Here is a 15,073-nt window from a genome sequence, read left to right as displayed (position 1 = left end):
AAATTCTAGAAAAGCATATATGACAAAAAAGTGGCTCCGGTAATAATCTACCGGAGCCGTTTTTCTATTTTGAAGGGATATTTATTCATTATTCTTTAGATGCTTCCATTAGGTGTGGCTCGATATGGACTAAGACCATACAAAATGGTTTAACTAGATGAATTTTTCTTTCTATTTCTTCAGTGATCCGATGACTTTCAATAACGTTTAATAATGGGTTTACTTTAACTGTTAAATCGACGAACATTAAATTCCCGTGCATGCGGCCCTTAAAATCTTCTAAGTGAATAACACCTTGAACTTTTCTCACCAGGACTGATAATGTTTCGACTTCATCTTCGTTAAAGCCATCAGTTAATGTAAGAACAGCTTCGATAAATATATCATATGCCGTTTTCATAATTAGAAAACCGACCAGGATAGCGGTAATAGTATCAAGGATTGGAACTCCAAAGATTGATGCTAGTATCCCGATAGTAGCTCCAAGACTTACTAGAGCATCTGATCGATTATCATAAGCTGCTGCTCGGACTGCTGAACTGTTGATGCGCTTCGCCAACTTTAAATTGTATCGATAAACGAAATACATAACGATAGCACTGCCCCCTGCAACAAAAGCAGTTAAAAGGGAAGGGGTTTCATGTATAGGATGAAGCAAATTGCGACTTGCATTAATTAACACTTGTAATCCAACAGCAGCCATAATAAAGGAGGCCACAAGGGAGGCAACGGTTTCTGCACGAAGATGTCCGTAATGATGATTTTCATCAGGTGGTTTTTGAGAAATACGTAGTCCAATCAAAACGGCGATAGATGCGGCAATATCTGTCGTGTTGTTCAGACCGTCTGCTTTTAAGGCTTCCGATGTCCCTATGTACCCAATCGTAAGCTTTAATGCACTAAGTACAAGATAAGTTCCAATGCTAACTAATGCACCTTTTTCCCCTTCTCTTAATTGTGTATATAGCTCCATTTTGTTTCCCTCCTGCAACACTCTTAGACATAAGAAAACGACTCTCTAAGTGAGAGTCGTTTATTTCTATGATTCCACTGATTGATCTTCGAGGATATCAGCAATTTCTTGTTTGGTTAATTTGTTGACTTCTAGATACAGTATATGATGACCTTCCATATCTTTAATTGTAAATTCGTAGCCTTGCTCAATTATTTTTTCACCTTTAATGGCTTCAAAATGTTTGGTCAAGAACCAACCGCCGATTGTATCGATATCTTCTTCATCAATATCAATTCCTAAAAGATCATTGACATTTTCAATTAAGATTTTCGCATCAAGGATATAATGATGATCTCCTAATTTCTGAACGTCTGGCAATTCATCGTTATCAAACTCGTCACGAATGTCACCAACAATTTCTTCAAGAATATCTTCGATGGTAACCAATCCAGAAGTACCACCATATTCATCCATTAGAACTGCCATATGAATACGTTCACGTTGAATTTTAAGTAATAATTCACCTATAGGAATCGTTTCAATAACACGAATAATAGGCTGCATATAATCAATAACTGGACGATTGATCGTTGATTCATCTTTAATGTAGGCCGTTAATAAGTTCTTCATGTTAACCAAACCAATTACGTGGTCTTTATCTCCATCAGTAACTGGATAACGAGTGTATTGCTCAACATTGACTTGGTCGAACACTTGGCGAAGAGTTGTGTCTTTATCAATGGTGCTCATCTCAGTACGTGGCGCCATAATTTCCTTGGCAATCCGATCGTCGAATTCAAAAATTTTGTTTACAAACTTATATTCTGATTGGTTAATTTCACCACTCTTCAAGCTATCGGAAAGAATCATACGGAGTTCTTCCTCAGTATGCGCAAGATCAGATTCTGATGCTGGCTTTAACCCAAATAGACCAGTAAGAGTACGAGCAGAACCGTTCAAGAATTTAATAATTGGATACATGATGCGGTAAAACCAAATTAATGGAGTTGCAGTAGCTAAAGCAACTTCCTCCGCTTTTTGAATAGCTAACGTTTTCGGTGCCAATTCACCGACAACTACGTGCAAGAATGTAACGAATGAGAACGCAATTCCGTAAGAAAGGATACTCGACATGCTTTCGCTAAGCTCGAAACGTTCAAATAACGGATGTAATAAAAGCTCGACAGTCGGTTCTCCGAGTAAACCAAGACCTAATGCGGTCATTGTAATACCTAACTGACATGCTGATAAATATTCATCTAAATTTGAAATAACGCGTCTTGCTCGTACTGCACGTTTATTCCCTTCCTCAATTAATTGATCAATGCGGGTTGCTCTCACTTTTACAATAGCAAACTCACTTGCAACGAAGAATGCCGTAAAGGCGATTAAGACAGCAAATGCTGTCAATCGTATGGCTATGTCCAAAGAATTCCTTTGTTCCAAACCCGAATGAGGGGGAGAACAAAGTGTACACCTCCTGTTTTCTTAAAAATAGTAATACCTATAATAATAAAATACTTACCTATAAAAAACAAATATTACTTTCTAACGCTATTAATACTGTTAACGTGTTTCATCCTCTAGTATCATACAAGAGTAAACTATTATGTAGGAAGTGATGAAGATTTGGCAACAAATAAAAAAAATCGCTATCTTGAAATCTTAGTTGCATCAACAAAACTTGGACTTACGTCTTTTGGAGGACCTGCAGCTCATATCGGATATTTTAGAGACGAATATGTTCAAAAAAGAAAATGGCTTGATGACAAATTGTACGCGGACTTGGTAGCCTTATGCCAATTTCTACCTGGACCAGCAAGTTCACAAGTAGGGATTTCAATTGGTATGTTACGTGGTGGATTACTCGGAGGAATATTATCATGGGTTGGCTTTACTTTGCCTTCGGTTTTTTTGCTAATGGCATTTGCATGGATCATTATGCAAACTGGTTCATTTGAAAGTGGTTGGATTCAAGGTCTAAAAATTGTAGCTGTTGCCGTTGTAGCACATGCCTTAATGGGAATGGGGAAATCACTAACACCTGACAGGACCAGGATCACGGTAGCAATGATTGCCGCCGCCGCAACACTGTTGATCCCTACAGCATGGGGACAAATTTCAATTATTGTATTGGCTGGGATTTTTGGTGTGTTGTATTACAAAAATGAAAAAGCACCAGACGCTGTTGATATGCCATTGTCATTCGGAAAGAAGACGGGGATTACCGCTTGGCTTCTATTCTTTGTTTTACTGATATTACTACCTATATTCAGACCGTTCGTTCAAGCTACTTGGTATGCGATTTTCGATATTTTTTATCGGGTAGGTTCGATTGTCTTTGGAGGCGGACACGTCGTGTTGCCTATGCTTGAGCGGGAAGTTGTTCCAGCAGGTTGGATGTCATCAGAAGCGTTTATTGCTGGATATGGTGCCGCACAAGCAGTTCCTGGACCATTGTTTACATTAGCTGGTTACCTTGGACAAATTATGGGGAGCTTTTCAGGTGCCGCCATTGCCGTTATCGCGATGTTTTTACCATCATTTTTACTTGTAGTGGGAACATTGCCATTTTGGGCCGTGATTCGCACTAAGCCAAGAATACAAGCCGCTTTAAAGGGTGTTAATGCAGCGGTAGTTGGAATTCTATTAGCAGCTCTTTATGACCCTGTCTTTACAAGTGCTGTGCATGACCCAATTGATTTTGTCATTGTGTTAATTTCATTTACTCTGTTAGTATTTTATAAACTAGCACCATGGATTGTTGTAATTATCACTGCGATTTTAGGTGCATTAAGCTTTGCCATATTTGGCTAAAAGGAGATATGACTGTGGATACAACTGTGCAGTTTGCGAAAGAAATGGATAAACAAGACGTGTTAGGTGTGTATAAAAGTGAATTTTATTTACCAGAAAATCAACTTTATATGGATGGCAACTCTTTAGGACTCATGTCAAAGCGCTCTGAGAAATCACTTGAAAAGTTAGTATCAAGCTGGCGTGATAAAGGAATTGACGGATGGACTGAAGGGGAAGAACCTTGGTTTACATATCCAGAAAAGTTAAGTGAAAAAGTAGCAAAGGTAGTCGGTGCTAAGGGTAATGAAGTGATGGTTACAGGATCGATTACGGTTAATATACACCAAATGCTTTCTACTTTGTTTCATCCAACTGCTGAAAGATCAGTTATTGTCGTAGATGAACTGAATTTCCCTTCAGATATTTATGCTGTAGAAAGTCATTTAAGATTGCGTGGACTGGATCCAGCTGTGTCGATGCGGAAAGTGAAAAGTGAGGATGGTTACACTTTGACATTGAATGCGATTGAAGAAATGCTGACTGAGGATGTAGCCATTTTGATGTTGCCATCAGTGTTATATCGAAGCGGTCAATTGCTAGATTTAGGACGTATCACAGAACTGGCACATGCAAAAGGAATTTTAGTCGGTTTTGATTTAGCACATTCAATTGGAGCAGTTCCTCATCAACTACATACAGATAACGTGGATTTCGCCATATGGTGTCATTATAAATATATGAATAGTGGTCCCGGAGGCTCAGGTGGACTTTATATTCATGAGCGACATCATAATGAGCTACCCGGGCTTGCTGGCTGGTTCGGTTCTGATAAAACAAAACAATTTGATATGTCACATGACTTTTCTAAAGCAAACGGAGCAGGTGCTTATCAAATCGGCACGCCCAATTTATTTAGCACAGCACCACTAACTGGAAGTGTTGAAATGTTTGAAGAAGCGGGAATGGATAATATCCGAAATAAATCGCTTGCATTGACTCAGTACTTACGTGACTTAATTCGAATGGAAGTGGGCTCGTTTGGTTTTGTCGATGTCACGCCTGTTGCGGATGAAGATCGAGGTGGCCATATTGCATTGGCTCATCCAGAAGCAGCTCGTATTTGTAAAGCGTTGAAACAAGCAAATGTTGTGCCAGATTTCCGTGCACCGGACATCGTTCGATTGGCACCAATAAGCTTCTATTCGAGTTTTGAAGACGTGTGGGAAATGGTTCAACGATTAAAAACCATCATGGTGGAAGAATCGTTCAAAACGTTCTCTAATGAACGAAACGTGGTGGCTTAATTGAAAATACATGACATATCCATGATGTTAAATAGTGATGTAGCTGAGTGGCCAGGTGATACGCCATTTCAGTTCCTTGTAAACTGGACGAAGCAACAAAGTGGGTCAGTGAATGTAGGTCAAATCACGACAAGCACACATATCGGTACTCATATTGATGCCCCATTTCATTTTGATGAACAAGGGAAGAAAGTACATGAACTGCCTTTAGAAAATTATATCGTTGATGCGATTGTCATTGATGTGAGCGGGCAAGATGTGATTTCTCGAGCATCAATACAAGAAGTTGATACAGCCTCTGCACAAGCTGTTCTTTTCCGTACGAATGCATGGAATAATAGAATGCTTTTCCCTGAAGAAATTCCTGCCTTTGAAGTAGAAGTGGTAGAGTGGATGGTGGAAAATGGTATTGTGTTGTTTGGAGTAGATTTGCCATCAGTAGATGCGATTACAAGTAAAGATCTACCTATGCATCACGCTTTAGGAACGGCAGGTCGCTATATTTTAGAAGGACTTGTATTAGATGAAATAGCAGAAGGTACTTATAAATTAATTGCGTTGCCATTAAAAATAGAAGGGGCAGATGGAAGCCCTGTCCGTGCCGTGTTACTTGAAGAAGTGTCTTTCTAGAGAAGAATCGTGTCTATCTCAGGGCGAATGGTCGTAATCACTTAAAAGTTGGTTGTAAACAGCATTTGAATGGTCGCAAAGCCATGATGAGTTTTCGGAAACGAACAAAGGATGGCCGGAAACACCGTCTGAATGGTCGGAAACAAAACGCGAGTACTCATAAGGTAAAATACTCCGTCAAAAAAGATGAACCCATGCATTTTGGGTTCATCCTTTTTTTATCTCTTCATATGCGAGTAATGCACGAGTACGTCCAGCCTTATGCGTTACCACGGGGTATGGATAGGTTTCGCCCAATATGATGCCGGCTTCTTTGAGTGAATCTTCAGAGGCTTGATCAGGTTCCAAAATGTCTTTATCTGAGAGATGACGAAGTTCAGGAATCCATTTTCGAATATACACCGCTTCTCCATCAAACTTTGCACTTTGTAAATAAGGATTGAAAATACGGAAATACGGTGCAGATTCAGGGCCACTTCCTGATGCTCATAGCCAACCAAACGTGTTATTGGCAATGAGCAATCAATTAGCGTGTCCCAATCTCAACTGAACATAGGGAAAACTTTTTTGTTCCTTGATTATTCGTTCCCTTATTTGAACGTTTTGTTATCTTCTAAATACCCTCCCGTTAACTTGATAAACACAAGTGATTAATAGAATAATATATTTTTTCTAAATGTATTGACAATTAAAAAATTGGCATGATAATCTTAGTAAGTAAATAAACTTTGAGAAGAGGAGGTACGTGTCATGATTAAATCAATTGATATTGCAATAAATTATATAGTTCGTCCGTACCTGCCAATAAATTCTCGTTGATTTAATTAAATCAAGGGATAGGTATGGATACCTTTCCTTTTTTCATGCGCACACGCATCTGGAAACAGGTCGTGTGCTTTTTTGTGTTTTTTTATTACCCATATTTTGGTTTCACAGTGTAAAACTGTCTCATATAAACCAGGAAGTGCAAGCTTGCTTCGGAACGAAACAAATAAAAAGGAAAAGGAGTGCTGAAGATGAACTATCAGCAGCAGAAACAGAAACAAATATTAATCAAGGAATCTCTAGAAGGCGGCTAGTGAATGCCAAACCTTAAAAGAAAGAAGGAAATTACATGTTCTCAGTATTATTTAAATTGAAATGGTTTTTCGCAGAAAACTGGAAACGATATACAATTGCGATTTCGTTGCTAATGGTAACAAACGTACTCGAGGTTGTACCACCATGGTTACTAGGTGAATCCATTGATGCCATTTATCAACAAACATTAACATCAAAATTACTAATGGTATTCTTACTCTCACTAATTGCTGTAACCGTAGTGAACTACTTAAGTAACTTTGTATGGCAGTACCAATTATTTGGTGGCGCATATGTCATTGAAAAACAATTACGAAGCCGCTTGATGAAACAATTTTTACGTATGACGCCGACATTCTATGAAAAGAATCGTACAGGCGATTTGATGGCACGTGCCACTAACGATTTAAAAGCAGTATCAACTACTGCAGGATTTGGTATTTTAACATTAGTTGACTCATCCCTTTATATGCTTACCATTTTAGTTACTATGGGAATTTTAGTTAGCTGGAAATTAACTTTTGTTGCACTTTTACCTTTGCCAATCTTGGCAATCATCATGCAAATTCTCGGAAAACGAATTCATGAGAGATATATGAAGGCCCAAGATGCTTTTGGCGATATGAACGATAGTGTTTTAGAGGCAGTCTCAGGTGTTCGAGTTATTCGAGCATATGTCCAAGAACGTGCTTCGGAGAAACAATTCGATGAAATGACAGAAGATGTCTACTCGAAAAACATGGAAGTTGAAAAAATTGATGCCCTATTTAACCCTATTACCAAAATATTAACAGGGGTTAGTTACATGATTGGTCTTGGATATGGTGCTTTCTTAGTATCGGATGGTCAAATGACGCTCGGTGACTTGGTCGCATTTAACGTGTACCTCGGAATGATTATTTGGCCAATGTTTGCGATAGGTGAATTAATCAACGTGATGCAACGAGGGAATGCATCTCTCGATCGTGTACAAGAAACACTTGATTATGACGAAGATGTCAAAGATTCATCCAATCCAATTACGGTTCTTAAACCAGGTAGAATTGGCTTTGACCAAGTGAAGTTCCAATATCCACAGTCCACTACAGTGAACTTAAGTAATATTAACTTACAGTTAGAACAAGGGCAGACGCTTGGAATAGTCGGTAAAACTGGAAGTGGGAAAACCACACTAATTAAACAGTTATTACGTGAGTATCCTGCGGGTGAAGGGTCCCTGACATTTGCAAACATTCCAATAGAACAGCAAACAAAGGAACAGGTGCGTAACTGGATTGGTTATGTCCCACAAGATCATGTCTTATTCTCACGAACAGTTAAAGAGAATATCCTTTTTGGTCATCCGGATGGAACTGACGCAGATATAGAAACTGCAATTCGGTTATCACATTTCCAAAAAGATCTTGAAATGTTACCACAAGGTTTGGAGACGCTTGTTGGTGAAAAAGGTGTGGCTTTATCTGGAGGACAAAAGCAACGTATTTCGATTGCACGAGCACTCATTAAAAATCCAGAAATATTATTATTAGATGATTCGTTGTCTGCAGTCGATGCAAAAACGGAGGCACGAATTATTGAAAATATTCAACTCGAACGAAAAGACAAAACAACCATCATTACAACACATCGTCTATCTGCCATTCAACATGCAGACCGGATCATCGTATTAGATGATGGAGTAATGATAGAAGAAGGTACGCATGAAGATTTGCTTGCGAATGAGGGCTGGTATAAAGAACAGTTCGACCGTCAGCAAATTGAGGAGGTGCCATCATGAGTACAGGGAAAAGACTATGGCTTTACGCCTTACATTATAAGAAACTGTTGATTATGGGAATTACATTGTTAACCATTGCAGTGGCTGCAGATTTGGCAGGTCCATTAATTGCCAAGAAGATTATTGACGATCATATTGCTGATACGACTGCTGGGTCAATTGACTTTGAACCAATTGCGTTATTACTAGCTGTATTTTTTGCTTTAACAATCGTAGCTGCAGTGTTCCGTTATGGAGAATATTTATTACTACAAAAAGCAGCGAATCGAGTTATTCAAAAAATGAGGAATGACGTTTATCAGCATATCCAAACTTTACCGATTCGCTACTTTGATAACTTACCTGCAGGTAAAGTCGTAGCACGTATTACGAATGACACAGAAGCCATTCGTGAATTGTATGTAACTGTGTTATCTCAATTTGCATCAAGTGCGATGTATATTACAGGGATTTATGTGGCATTGTTCTTCCTAGATTGGAAAATGGCGACGATTGCTTTATTCGTCTTACCTGTTTTATTTATTTGGATGTTCCTATATCGAAAATACGCATCCAAATATAATCACATTGTTCGAGCGAAAGTAAGTGATATGAATGCCATGATTAATGAATCTATCCAAGGAATGACGATTATTCAAGCATTCCGTCGTGAAGAGCAAATGCAGGAAGAGTTCGAAGTGATTAACCGTGAACATTATAAATATCAAAATAAATTGCTTTATTTAGATGCCGGTACGTCTCACAATTTAGTCGGAGTTCTTCGCTCCATTACCTTTGTGTTGTTTATTTGGTACTTTGGAGGTGCTTCATTAACGGCTACTTCCGTAATTTCAGTTGGTGTGTTGTATGCGTTTGTGGATTACATCATACGTTTGTTTAATCCCGTGACAGGTGTCGTAAACCAATTAGCAAAATTAGAGCAAGCTCTAGTGGCGGCAGAACGCGTTTTCCGATTACTCGATCGACAAGGTGAAGAAGTTAGTGATGAAAAAATCCCTCGTTATCAAGGGAATGTTCGATTTGAAAAAGTATGGTTTTCTTATAATAAAGAAGAATATGTATTAAAAGATATTTCTTTTGAGGCAAAGAAGGGGGAAACCGTTGCTTTAGTTGGGCACACGGGCTCTGGTAAGAGTTCAATTATGAACTTATTGTTCCGCTTCTATGATGTGTCCAAAGGGGCGATCACAATTGATGGCTTGAATATTCAAGACTTGTCTCGTCAAACCGTTCGTGACCATATGGGGATTGTGTTACAGGATCCGTATTTGTTCACTGGAACGATTGAATCTAACGTTAGTTTAGGTGACGCCAGAATTTCTCGTGAAAAAGTGCAAGCTTCTTTAGATGCAGTTGGCGGAGATCGTGTTCTCAAACATTTACCTAATGGCATTGATGAACCAGTAATTGAAAAAGGAAGTACGCTTTCTTCTGGACAACGTCAATTAATTTCGTTTGCTCGTGCTTTAGCGTTTGACCCTGCCATCTTGATTTTAGATGAGGCGACATCAAATATAGACACTGAGACTGAAGAAATCATTCAACACGCGATGGATGTCTTGAAAAAAGGACGTACCACATTCATTATTGCACATCGACTTTCTACTATTAAAAATGCAGATCGTATTCTAGTTTTAGATCGTGGTGAAATTGTGGAGCAAGGTACGCATGATGAATTAGTAACACAAGGTGGACGTTATGAACAAATGTATCGTTTACAATCTGGAGTGGCTCTTAATCCTCAAGTTGGGTAAGAGTACTGCTACTGGCTTCCATTCAAGAAAAAATAGATGAATCTAAAAAGCTGGAACGTAGATATCTTACGTCTCCAGCTTTTATGTTGTTTACTTACAGCGAGCTGAAAAAAAACAACGAATTATTCGTATACGTGAAATAGCATTAATTCGTGAATCATTTTCTTTACAGATTCTTCATCAGCAGGGGGGGAAGTACTTGTCCATGTGATTGAGCCATCCGGTAAATATTCACCACTATATCGGGTTTGCTTGTAAAAAAAAGAAAAGATCCAACCGGGCAATTGTTTGTTTTCATACATTGGTTTAAAACTAAAATGTTGTAGCATTAATTCTGCTCCTTTCATAGGTGTAGACGCACCCGCATACGCTAGGAAAAAGGCGAAAAAGGAGTGGCCTATTGTTTAATGAACAGCTGAAACAAGCCATTGAAGACGAGTATCGAGATTATTATTACTATAAATCCTTGCTGAAGTTAACTGATGATCCTTATTGGCAAAGATTTATCGAACATGCTATTGAAGATGAAAAAAGTCATTATGAAATGTTTCAACAACTTCATTATATGCTGACAGGTGATTTTGTACAAAATCCCCCTAAACCTGGACCACCAACAAATCTTAAGCAGGCGGCGAAAGAAGCACTTGAGAATGAACTCGAAGCAACTGATTTTTACAAAGAAATGCTTCTAACTGTGCCGATACCCGAAGCATACAATCCATTATTTATTGCGATGCATGACGAAATGGAACACGCAATTAGATTTTCAACAATGTACAATGCATTATAGATGAAGGTTTTACATTATTAATAAATTTTCCTTTTCTGTTATACTGGAAAACAGATTGACAGAAAAAGGTGAAGAACTTGAACTTTATATGGACATTACTTTTCATGGCATTTATTGGTGCTTTAATCGGAGGATATACGAACCATCTTGCGATTAAAATGTTGTTTCATCCGCATGAAGCGAAATATATTGGAAAATGGCGAGTACCATTTACACCTGGACTAATTCCAAAGCGGCGGGATGAGTTAGCAATACAACTTGGTCGAACCGTTGTTGAACATTTATTAACTCCAGAAACGTTTAAAAAACGTTTCTTCTCAATTGATATGCAGACAAAAGCTGAGTTCTGGATTCAAGGCCAACTTACAAAACACTTGTTTGAATCTGAGATGACCTTAAACCAATGGTTGTTCAAAGCTGGTATTGAACATGTGCCCAGCCGTTTGGAAGGGAAAATAGATTCAATACTCGATGAGCAGATGACGTCTCTCGAGTCAAGATTCGCTTCTAAAACAGTACGTGAGCTTGCCCCTGAGCAGTGGCAACAACAAGCTGAAGAACGTATTCCAGAAATTGTTACCTATATGATTGGCAAAGGGGAAGCTTACTTTGCCTCAGAAGAAGGTCGGAAAACGGTTAAACGATTAATAGATAATTTTCTTGCTTCTAAAGGAACATTTGGAAACATGATTCAAATGTTCATGGGTGATTCGTCATCTATTGTTGATCGTGTGCAGCCAGAGATACAAAAATTCTTGAATGCTCCAGGAACGTCTGAACTTCTTGCAAATGTAATTAGAGGAGAATGGGAGAAATTAAAAGATCGACCTTTAAATGAATTAATGGGTGGATTTGACTACCAACCATTATTAACTCAAGTGAAATTGTATTTGAAAAAAGAGTTAGCTATTGAAAAACGACTAAATGTTACGTTACAATCATATTGGCCAGAAGGTGCAAATTGGGCGTCACAAAATTTAACTCCGAAATTAACGGAATTTGCATTTACCCAAGGTGAAATAAAGCTTGAAGAAACGATCAAACGGTTAAAGCTTGAAGAGATGGTGCAAGAGCAAGTCGATACTTTCCCAGTGGAACGTCTAGAAGATTTAATTTTAGGTATTTCTAGAAAAGAATTTAAAATGATTACAGTACTAGGTGCTTTACTTGGAGGACTAATTGGTATAATTCAAGGTGGAGTCATGTACGTAATTAATTTGATGTAGGAGTGATCACATGACAGTCAACATTTATGACGATATTAATCGTTTAGAGAACACATTTAGAAATACTTCAGAGTATGCAGCCGTTAAACAAGCTGTAACAGAAGTGAAAAATGATGAGCAAGCACTTGCGTTGTTCAAGAGCTTTCGTGACTTGCAAATGACCTTACAACAAAAACAAATGCAAGGTGTAGAAATTTCAGGTGAAGAAATCGAATACGCACAAAAAACAGCGCAGCTCGCACAAGCAAATCCGAAGATTGAAAAAATGCTTCAAGCAGAAATGGCGCTTAGTGGACTAATTGAAGAAGTAAATCGTGTTTTAATGAAACCTGTTCAATCATTATATGATGGAATTTAAACCAGCCTAGTGCTGGTTTTTCTTTTTGAGAAAATTAGATTAAAAAAATCAATGAAGATGGATATTCTGAATGAAACAGGGTATCCAAAGTGATATAGATGGTTTCGAAGGGTTGGCTTAATGATGATACTTGTTACGTTTTTATTTACCATTGGTCTTATGTTTGTTCATATCTTTTCAAGAAAACTGCATTTTTTACACTCTGATAAAAGGCATCAATTTCTCTCCCTTTCTTCTGGGGTGGCAGTTGCATATGTCTTCGTGCATTTACTACCAGAGTTAAATACATATCAAGGGATTCTGGAAAATACGTTAGATAATAAAATTTTGATTTTACTTGAAGATCATATTTATATGATGGCGATGTTTGGTTTGGTGGGTTTCTATTGTTTAGAATTAATCGTGAGGAAAATGAAACATGTAAATAAAGCTGAAGAAAATGCAGAAGCTTCAATGAGGATTTTTCAAATACACATAGGTATGTTCTTTATTTACAATACGATTATTGGGTATTTACTAGTAAGAGGGGAGTATGGTGGGTATTTAGGTCTAACTTTTTACTTTATAGCCATGGCTGTACACTTCATTACTAATGATTGGAGTTTAAGAACTTCACATAAAGATGTATATGATCGTTATGGAAGATGGTTACTGTCATTAGCAGTTCTGTTGGGTTGGACTGCAGGGACTTTTTTAGGGATTCAAGAAGTTATGGTATCTCTATTAGCGGCCTTTATAGCAGGAGCTATTATATTAAACGTTCTGAAAGAAGAGCTACCTGAAAATCGTCTAAGTAGTTTGCGAGCGTATCTATTAGGTGTAGTGTTTTACACCCTACTGATTTTGTTTGTTTAATCGTAAAGTAGATTAAAATGAGTTCATACAAAACGTAATACTCGAAAATTCAATAGTATAAAGACATCTCTGCTCAGAAGTTGAGTGGAGGATTTTAATTTTAGACAAATAAAAAACAGACTCTACTAAGTAGAGTCTGTTTGAAAGTTAAAATTAAGCTTTGTTTACGTTTGAAGCTTGAGCTCCACGAGCGCCTTGCTCAACGTCGAAAGTTACTTTTTGACCTTCGTCTAAAGATTTGAAACCTTCACTTTGGATTGCTGAGAAATGTACGAATACATCGTCCCCATTTTCACGCTCGATAAAACCAAAACCTTTTTCTGCATTAAACCATTTTACTGTACCTTGTTCCATTTTTGTTGCCTCCTAGTGTGAAATTCACACAATGTAATACTATCCCTGCCCAAAGTGATCATTAAGACGATAAGTTTGAAACGTATACTAATCTTTTACACCGACAAAAATAATTCTTCTTTATCATAGCACCAAACTTTCCGATTAGCAAATGTTTTGTTTTACTCTAAAAAATAAACAGGTGTTTGTCAGTATAAAAGTGTTTCAATCTGACGGTAATCACGTAAGAAATACCATCTCTTCAATATCAACAGTATTCTTTAACATAGCTTTCTCTTTAAGAATTCCTTTTATTAAAGGAGTGTTTCTTCTATAGAATAGAAGAGGGCTTAATTAAAATAATGTTTTTGGTAATGAACTTTTTGATTTATACACCAAATACTTTCCGAGAATAATACAAACTAACGAAATATAAATAAACAATTGAGCAGACTCGCCTTTTAATATCACGTCGTTATTTAGTAACCCAAAGCTAATTAACAGATGGATAGAATAAAAAAATAGAAATCCAACAAATCCCCAAATTGAAAGTTTGTAACCAAGAACTAATTTCTTTGATTTAATTCTGATTTGCTTTACATCATAATCACGGTCTCTTAAGTGAAACAGCAAACCAAATAAAAATAAAAGAAAAAAGGACAAAACGCCTAAAAAAGCAAAAATATTTTCAATTATGTTTACTCTCTCCTAACTAAAAAAATTTCTTTATAAAAATAACCTATGATTAAAATGAGTAGACAATCTCAATAAGTCACTTAAGAAAAAAATATATAAGAGGTCAAAATTACCATTGAAAGTTTAAATCAAGTATTGTAAAATAATCATACAAGCTGCATTGTACGTAATAATATTAAGTTTTAACCTTTAATCTGTAACAGGGAGTTTTTAAAGAAACTGGAATGGCATGCCTCATTCATTTTATTATCAATGAGGACAAACAGGATCGTTTCTGCGAACACCCACTTTGAGAAGTGGTGGTCTAAAACTTTCTTATTTTAATTTACGGCAAAGGCGGCTTTTAAACTTTAAATGTTAAGACCAATTCCTTCGGGAGTTGGTCTTTTTTATGTGTAAATAAGAAATCTTTCTTTACTTTTGACTAATTTCTAAACAAATTAAGCCGTTTTCTTAACCCTATACATAAATCTTAAAAGCAGATATGAAAGCGATGAAGGCACAAATAAATGAATA

General features: G+C 37.3%; 14 protein-coding genes and 1 other RNA gene. 10 read left to right on the top strand and 5 right to left on the bottom strand.

All coding sequences use genetic code 11. From position 1 onward, the window contains the following. Nucleotides 1-88: 88 nt before the first annotated feature. Together C8K15_RS04665 and C8K15_RS04660 are read right to left on the bottom strand one after the other, a co-directional pair. Nucleotides 89-973, bottom strand: coding sequence for a cation diffusion facilitator family transporter (locus C8K15_RS04665; protein ID WP_108585266.1), 885 nt, complete (start codon nt 971-973; stop codon nt 89-91). A gap of 66 nt (nt 974-1,039) precedes the next feature. Then, a complete protein-coding gene (locus tag C8K15_RS04660) occupies nt 1,040-2,383 on the bottom strand; it encodes a hemolysin family protein (RefSeq protein WP_369973707.1) in 1,344 nt (447 codons plus the stop codon). 201 nt (nt 2,384-2,584) lie between these two features. On the opposite strand from C8K15_RS04660, the gene chrA reads away from it, so the two are divergent. Genes chrA through kynB form a run of 3 tightly spaced genes read left to right on the top strand, consistent with a single transcriptional unit; the run spans nt 2,585 to nt 5,688 of the window. Next, on the top strand, nt 2,585-3,772 hold the full coding sequence (gene chrA, locus C8K15_RS04655) for a chromate efflux transporter (RefSeq protein WP_108585265.1): 1,188 nt from the start codon (nt 2,585-2,587) through the stop codon (nt 3,770-3,772). A gap of 14 nt (nt 3,773-3,786) precedes the next feature. Further along, nucleotides 3,787-5,058, top strand: coding sequence for a kynureninase (gene kynU / locus C8K15_RS04650; protein ID WP_108585264.1), 1,272 nt, complete (start codon nt 3,787-3,789; stop codon nt 5,056-5,058). Then, the gene (gene kynB, locus C8K15_RS04645; RefSeq protein ID WP_108585263.1) at nt 5,059-5,688 is read left to right on the top strand and encodes an arylformamidase; all 630 of its coding nucleotides are present in this window, start codon (nt 5,059-5,061) and stop codon (nt 5,686-5,688) included. Between the two features lie 207 nt (nt 5,689-5,895). On the opposite strand, the gene C8K15_RS04640 is transcribed toward kynB, so the two are convergent. Continuing rightward, nucleotides 5,896-6,135: an FAD-binding domain-containing protein gene (locus C8K15_RS04640; protein ID WP_233260378.1), complete on the bottom strand. Its 240-nt coding sequence runs from the start codon at nt 6,133-6,135 to the stop codon at nt 5,896-5,898. A 667-nt stretch (nt 6,136-6,802) separates the two neighbouring features. On the opposite strand from C8K15_RS04640, the gene C8K15_RS04630 reads away from it, so the two are divergent. Both C8K15_RS04630 and C8K15_RS04625 read left to right on the top strand, forming a co-directional pair. Beyond that, nucleotides 6,803-8,545: an ABC transporter ATP-binding protein gene (locus C8K15_RS04630; protein ID WP_108585261.1), complete on the top strand. Its 1,743-nt coding sequence runs from the start codon at nt 6,803-6,805 to the stop codon at nt 8,543-8,545. Further along, nucleotides 8,542-10,299 carry an ABC transporter ATP-binding protein gene (locus C8K15_RS04625; RefSeq protein WP_108585260.1) on the top strand — a complete coding sequence of 586 codons (1,758 nt, stop codon included), beginning with the start codon at nt 8,542-8,544 and terminating at the stop codon, nt 10,297-10,299. The genes C8K15_RS04630 and C8K15_RS04625 overlap by 4 nt, the downstream gene beginning before the upstream one ends. Before the next feature lie 122 nt (nt 10,300-10,421). On the opposite strand, the gene C8K15_RS04620 is transcribed toward C8K15_RS04625, so the two are convergent. Continuing rightward, on the bottom strand, nt 10,422-10,628 hold the full coding sequence (locus C8K15_RS04620) for a YheE family protein (protein ID WP_108585259.1): 207 nt from the start codon (nt 10,626-10,628) through the stop codon (nt 10,422-10,424). A gap of 71 nt (nt 10,629-10,699) precedes the next feature. On the opposite strand from C8K15_RS04620, the gene C8K15_RS04615 reads away from it, so the two are divergent. The 4 genes from C8K15_RS04615 to C8K15_RS04600 all read left to right on the top strand — a co-directional run bounded on the left by C8K15_RS04615 (nt 10,700) and on the right by C8K15_RS04600 (nt 13,528). Next, nucleotides 10,700-11,089 carry a ferritin family protein gene (locus C8K15_RS04615; RefSeq protein ID WP_108585258.1) on the top strand — a complete coding sequence of 130 codons (390 nt, stop codon included), beginning with the start codon at nt 10,700-10,702 and terminating at the stop codon, nt 11,087-11,089. Nucleotides 11,090-11,193: 104 nt separating this feature from the next. Beyond that, complete coding sequence (locus C8K15_RS04610; RefSeq protein ID WP_108585286.1) at nt 11,194-12,315, top strand: DUF445 domain-containing protein; 1,122 nt, start codon at nt 11,194-11,196, stop codon at nt 12,313-12,315. A 10-nt stretch (nt 12,316-12,325) separates the two neighbouring features. Further along, nucleotides 12,326-12,673: a YlbF/YmcA family competence regulator gene (locus C8K15_RS04605; RefSeq protein WP_108585257.1), complete on the top strand. Its 348-nt coding sequence runs from the start codon at nt 12,326-12,328 to the stop codon at nt 12,671-12,673. Between the two features lie 261 nt (nt 12,674-12,934). Next, entirely contained in the window at nt 12,935-13,528 is a 594-nt protein-coding gene (locus C8K15_RS04600; RefSeq protein ID WP_233260375.1) for a hypothetical protein, read from the top strand. Nucleotides 13,529-13,681: 153 nt separating this feature from the next. Here C8K15_RS04600 and C8K15_RS04595 read toward each other — a convergent pair whose 3' ends face one another. Further along, nucleotides 13,682-13,882 (bottom strand): cold-shock protein, encoded by a 201-nt coding sequence (locus C8K15_RS04595; RefSeq protein ID WP_108585255.1) that lies wholly within the window; start codon nt 13,880-13,882, stop codon nt 13,682-13,684. Between the two features lie 824 nt (nt 13,883-14,706). Here C8K15_RS04595 and ssrS point away from each other — a divergent pair. Beyond that, a non-coding RNA gene (gene ssrS / locus C8K15_RS04590) (6S RNA) lies at nt 14,707-14,904 on the top strand. Nucleotides 14,905-15,073 lie beyond the last annotated feature (169 nt).

This window comes from Paenisporosarcina sp. OV554, assembly GCF_003058165.1.
Taxonomy (GTDB): domain Bacteria; phylum Bacillota; class Bacilli; order Bacillales_A; family Planococcaceae; genus Paenisporosarcina.
Note: the sequence above shows the minus strand (reverse complement) of the source record. Positions and strands in the feature narration are given on the sequence as shown.